2 protein-coding genes are annotated in these 1,948 nt (G+C 36.9%); both read left to right on the top strand.

Annotation, left to right across the window (positions count from 1 at the left end; all coding sequences use genetic code 11):
• A partial coding sequence (locus AC1DG9_RS26435; RefSeq protein WP_477635618.1) for a hypothetical protein occupies nucleotides 1-241 on the top strand: 241 nt, incomplete at its 5' end.
• A gap of 240 nt (nucleotides 242-481) precedes the next feature.
• On the top strand, nucleotides 482-1,948 hold a 1,467-nt coding region (locus AC1DG9_RS26430; protein WP_477635617.1), incomplete at its 3' end, for a SusC/RagA family TonB-linked outer membrane protein.

Raw genomic sequence — 1,948 nt, 5'->3', positions numbered from 1 at the left:
TCTTCATACTTGTTATGTTCGCTTTCTAATTGATGAAGAAACATGCAATAGACTTCAGATTTCTAAAATTAAAATGTATTCTCTTTTCCCGATATTTAGAAAGTTGCGCAACAAGCTTTTGCAAAAAATCACTAGCATAAGCAGTAAAAACTATCAACGAGCCGTATACGTGGGTAATATCCTTCAAACAAAAATTTCTGAAGAGTATTTAAAAGCCGATAGTAACATCCATTTCAAGTAAAATTTAGCTTTTCAGTTCTTGTGATTTTCCAAAAAGTTTAAAAGATTAATCATATATATGATTTAAAACTAGGGAAAGCTAATTCATTATGTCAAAAAGTACAAATATAAGTGCCATTTGGTAAAACGGAAATAATTGGCCAATGCTTAGGTTTGTTTTAGTCAATAGAGTGAGTAAGACCTTACAACTCTTTACCTCAATTCTATTATAACCTAAATATAAACCAAATCTAAACAAGTTATGAAAAGGAAAAGATTGCTTTTTTTTATCAGAAGGGGCGGATCATGCCTGGTTATGTCTTTGATATTTTATTTACCAGCACAATCAAAGACATTCACAAAAGAAAATTTATATGGATATCATGTCCAGCAGCAAGGAGTTATTTCAGGTAAGGTGGTAGACCTTCAGGATGGAAAACCATTAACTGGAGTTACAGTTGCTGTGAAAGGTACAAATCAGAAAACAACAACTAATAACGAAGGAAATTATCAGTTAACAGCTGCACCCTCCGCTGTGTTGGTTTTCTCATCTGTGGGATATCAAACCAAGGAAATTCCGGCAAATGACAGATCTGTTATTAATGTTCAGATGGAATCTGCCAGTGAAAAATTAAATGAAGTGGTAGTTGTAAGTTATGGAACACAAAATAAAAGAGAAGTTACAGGGGCTGTAAGCCAGCTAAACACGAGTGAGGTTAAAGACATGCCTGTAGCTAATATCGGTCAGAAATTACAAGGGAAATTTGCAGGCGTGCAAATCGCAAACAACTCTGGAGCTCCGGGTGCAAATATGTCATTTAGAATCAGAGGAGCTGCTTCGATCAACGCAGGAAACAACCCACTAATTGTAATTGACGGATTTCCATCTACCAGCGGACTCGAAACGATCAGTCCGGATGAAATAGCAAGTATTACAGTATTAAAGGACGCTTCTGCCTCTTCTTTATATGGTTCAAGAGCTTCAAATGGGGTAATTCTTGTCACAACAAAACAAGCCAAAGGTGGACAAAAAAGTATCGAACTCAGCTCTTACGCAGGATTGGTAAGGGTATCTGACAGAGGGAAACCTGATTTGATGAATGCACCTGAGTTCGCTCAATTTAAGAAAGAATATTATGAAGATGCTGCCCGATATGAAGGCTATACCGGTGGTGTTCCGAGCGTGTATCAGAATCCACAACAATACGGGGCAAATTCAGGTACCAATTGGTATGACGTTTTATTGAGGGATGCAATTACCCAAGATTATAACYTATCGTTAGCGTCAGGTGGAACAGATTTGAAATCGACCATTAATCTTAACTACAATAAGCAGGAAGGGGTGATCTTAAATACTTTTGCAAATCGAATAAGTGGCAGAACTAATAACATTTATAGTGCGACAGATAAACTAACTATTGGATTTAATCTGTCAGGTACTTACCGACGCAATCAGGTAACTCCCGGGCTTGATAATGGACGGGCCATTATTCAGCAGGCATTTTTAATGGATCCAACGTTAAACTATAAAAATCCGGATGGTAGTTATCCGATTAGTTTTTCGCAGCCTGGAATGTTCGCTAATCCTAATTTTTACCTGGTTTTAACTCAAAGAGTTAATCCTTCGGAGCAAACAACGGTTTTAGCTAATGCATTTGCATCGTATAAGATTATTCCCGGATTAGAATATAAAATTAGTTTGAATGGGAACACCGAGAGTGCGATTAAC

The organism is Pedobacter sp. 05L430 (assembly GCF_056397585.1).
Note: the sequence above shows the minus strand (reverse complement) of the source record. Positions and strands in the feature narration are given on the sequence as shown.